General features: G+C 56.8%; 2 protein-coding genes. Both read right to left on the bottom strand.

Annotated elements, in window-relative coordinates; genetic code table 11:
• Nucleotides 1-184: hypothetical protein (locus tag QZY01_RS21805; protein WP_294541432.1), on the bottom strand; the 184-nt coding region annotated here is incomplete at its 3' end.
• A gap of 457 nt (nucleotides 185-641) precedes the next feature.
• The gene (locus QZY01_RS21800) at nucleotides 642-3,509 is read right to left on the bottom strand and encodes a M10 family metallopeptidase C-terminal domain-containing protein (RefSeq protein ID WP_294541429.1); all 2,868 of its coding nucleotides are present in this window, start codon (nucleotides 3,507-3,509) and stop codon (nucleotides 642-644) included.
• Between the last annotated feature and the right edge of the window lie 125 nt (nucleotides 3,510-3,634).

Raw genomic sequence — 3,634 nt, 5'->3', positions numbered from 1 at the left:
TGACGACACGGACCATATTTGCGGCGGGATCGTACCAGTAGTCAGAGGTTTTTAACTGAGAAATCTGACTCAACTGCGTCAATGAAGACGCTGGAACCTGGTTTCCAGTCTTTGTGTCGATGCCGGGAAGGACGGCGTTATTGTCTACTGCACGTAGCATTGCGAGTTCTGAAAGCGTGTACATTTTGTGCCTCAATCATTTAGACGGTCTTTACAATTTCTATCCGTATGACGACTCAAAGACCGTGGCATTTAGTGGCCGCCAGACACGACTCCTCGTTATGCTGAACTTGTATATTCAACATTTCGACGTTCAAAGCCGTGAGACGTGTTCCATCACCCAAGATGCAGCCTAATCATCATATCTGAAAAATCGCCTAACACAATGATTTAAAACAGTTTTTAATTTTCTGATATTTTTGCGACCCAAACGACGTCCGCGGTGTCCGGACACAGAAATCCATCGTCGACGGCGACTCGACCACTTCTCTACCGCCGATAAAGTTTTGGCGTGACGGGCGCGCGAACCGCCGCTCGGAGCGCCGTTGCGCAATGGGGATCGAGGCGGGCGAAAAAAAATCCGGGCGCCTGTACTGGGTGCCCGGAGAGAAAGCGTCGGATCGCGAAAATCCAGCGCCGGGTCAGGCGTGGTAGAATTTGATCCCCGTTTGCGCGGCCCCGCTGGCGGTTAGGCTTGTCAGCGAAACCCCGTCAAGGGTCAGGCTGGCGCCGTCTTCGGCGGTGAACACCGTATTGGCGCCAATCTGCTGCCCGTGCGCCAGCAGCGTCGGCCAGTTGGCGAAATCCGCGGTCGAAAGATAAATCTTGTCCGGGGCGACGGCGCCCTGGTAATTCGCGAAATCGGTTATTTCGACCGACCCGAAATTCGAGGAAAACAGGAACGTTTCGCCTGAGCCTCCGCCCGTGACCGTCAGTTTTGGCTGACCGGGGCCGCTTGAGAGCGCGGCGCCGCCAATGAGGAAGTTGAGACCGGAGCCATGCCCGGTCGCGGTCGCTCCGGAAGCGTCGGTCGCATCGAGGATATAGGGCGAGACGATCTGGGAGAGAATGGCCGCATCGGCCGCCGCATCGGACGCCGACAGCGTCAGGACGTCGGGTGACCCCGCAGTGGAATCGCTCAGCGTGACCGACGCGATCGAGCCGGCATCGCTTTCCAGCACGCCGATTTGAGCCAGAATATTCGCACCGGTGTCCTTGACGGTGAAACCGCCGGTGAATTTGTCCAGAACGTTCTGGTCCGCCAAAAAAGTCGCGGTATTGACGGCGACTAGGCCGTTGGTCGAGGTCACCGCATCGATATTGTCTGCATCGTTTTCCAGCGCGTCGATTTGCGCCAGTATAGATGCGCCCTTGTCGACAACGGCGAAGCCGCCGGTGGTTTTGTCCAGGATGGTCTGGTTCGCCGCAAAAGTCGCGGCAGAGACCCCAAGGACGCCGCTGGTCGAGTTGAGCGCATTGATATGGCCGGCATCGCTAGTGAGCGCGCCGATCTGCGCCACAATATTCGCGCCGGTGTCGCTGACGACGAAACCGCCGACGACTTTATCCAAAATGGTCCGGTCCGCCAGGAAAGTGGCGACATTGACCGCGATCGGGCCGCTGGTCGAGGTCACCGCATTGATATGGCCGGCATCGCTATTGAGCGCGCCGATCTGCGCCAGAAGATTCGCGCCGGCGTCCACCACCGAAAAACCGCCGCTGAATTTGTCCAGAATGGTCTGGTCCCCAACAAAAGTCGAGGCATTGACCGCGACCGGGCCGCTGGTCGAGGTCACCGCATTGATATGGCCGGCATGGCTATTGAGCGCGCCGATCCGCACCAGAATTTTCGCGCCGGCGTCCACGACCGAAAAACCGCCCGCGAATTTGTCCAGAATGCTCTGGTTCGCCGCAAAAGTCGCGGCGTTGACCACGACCGCGCCGCTGGTCGAAGTCACCGCATTGATATGGCCGGCATCGCTATTGAGCGCGCCGATCCGCGCCAGAAGATTCGCGCCGGCGTCCACGACCGAAAAACCGCCCGCGAATTTGTCCAGAATGGTCTGGTCCGCCACAAAAGTCGCGGCATTGACCGCAATGACGCCGCTGATCGAGGTCACACTATTGATGTGGCCGGCGTCGGCCTGCAGGGCGTCAAGACCGGGTTGGATATTGGCCAGGCTGTCGACGATCGAAAATCCGCCGGCGACATGATCCAGCGAGGCTTGCGAAGTCTGGAACGACGCCATGGTCGTGGAGGCGGCGATGGCGGCGTTGTATTGTTCCGTCGTCAAGGCGAAATTCGACGCCGTCAGATTCAATAGTCCCGAGAAGCGGATGATCAGTTCGGGAGATGAACCGCCGGCCATATCGGCTTGCACATAGGTTTGATTTTTTGCGACATCCTGGACGACGCGCACTTCACCGCCCGCACTGCTGAAAGGCGCGGAGCCGATGAATGTAAAATTGCCTCCCGACGGAGAAGCCGGATTGGCGTTGATCGCATGGAGATCGATCACGTCGGTTGCGACGTGGAAATTACCGATCATGTCGGGGCCCATGTAATAGGAATCGGCGATGGAAAGGTAAGAGAAAATGTTTTTCCCCGAGCCGCCCCAGTACCCCTGGATTCCCGCGCCTCCGATGAAGATCGTCTCGCCGGCGCCGCCATTGAGGTAGGAGCCAGCTTTGCTGGCGCCATAGAGCGTGGTCGAGCCTGTTGACGCCGCATAGATGCTATTCGCCCCGCCGGTCTGCGTCACGAGCCAATTGGTGACGATTCCATTCGCTTTGTAGGCGTCCCAGGCATTGGTGGAATAGACCGGATTGGTGAAGTCGAAGATGACGTTTCCCGACTTGGTCACGCCCGTTTGCGGTCCGGGATAGAAATCGTAGGCGCCAGCAAATCCGATATAGTTATCCGTGATATCGATGTTGCTGAATATTCCGTTTTTTCCTGTATTTCCGGCATCTATCACGCAGCTTCCGCCGAACATATAATTGCCGCTGATCGTGATGTTTTGCGCATTACCCAATTCGGTTGTGACTCGAACACAATCGTTGGTGTAAAATGTGCTTGTCGGATTCGGGCTCCAGTCGATGAAATTATTGGTGATCACCGTCGGACCCAAGCTGTCGCTTATCCAGATGGCGTCCGGATGCGTGCCATTCGACGTGTAGCCGGCGCCCGAAAAATAATTCCCCGAAACAATTCCGCTCGTCATATCGATGCCGTCGCCCGGCGTGTCGATGAAGGTATTGTTCAAGATGGTGATCGGGGTGCGCGACAGGATAACGGCTGCCTCTTTCAGGGACAACTCGGGATTGATGAAAGAGTTGTTTTTTACGACGGCGCCGGACACGTAGTTAAGCTGATCGACGGCGTACCAACCCGTTGTCCCCGTAAAGGTGCAATTCTCGATCGTGACATTATTGGCCATGATCTGGACCGTGGCGCTGCCAAAATCGATGCCATTGAGCACGGCGCCGGCCTTGACGACACGGACCATATTTGCGGCGGGATCGTACCAGTAGTCAGAGGTTTTTAACTGAGAAATCTGACTCAACTGCGTCAATGAAGACGCTGGAACCTGGTTTCCAGTCTTTGTGTCGATGCCGGGAAGGACGGCGTTAT

Source organism: uncultured Rhodoblastus sp. (assembly GCF_903903185.1).
GTDB lineage: Bacteria > Pseudomonadota > Alphaproteobacteria > Rhizobiales > Beijerinckiaceae > Rhodoblastus.
Note: the sequence above shows the minus strand (reverse complement) of the source record. Positions and strands in the feature narration are given on the sequence as shown.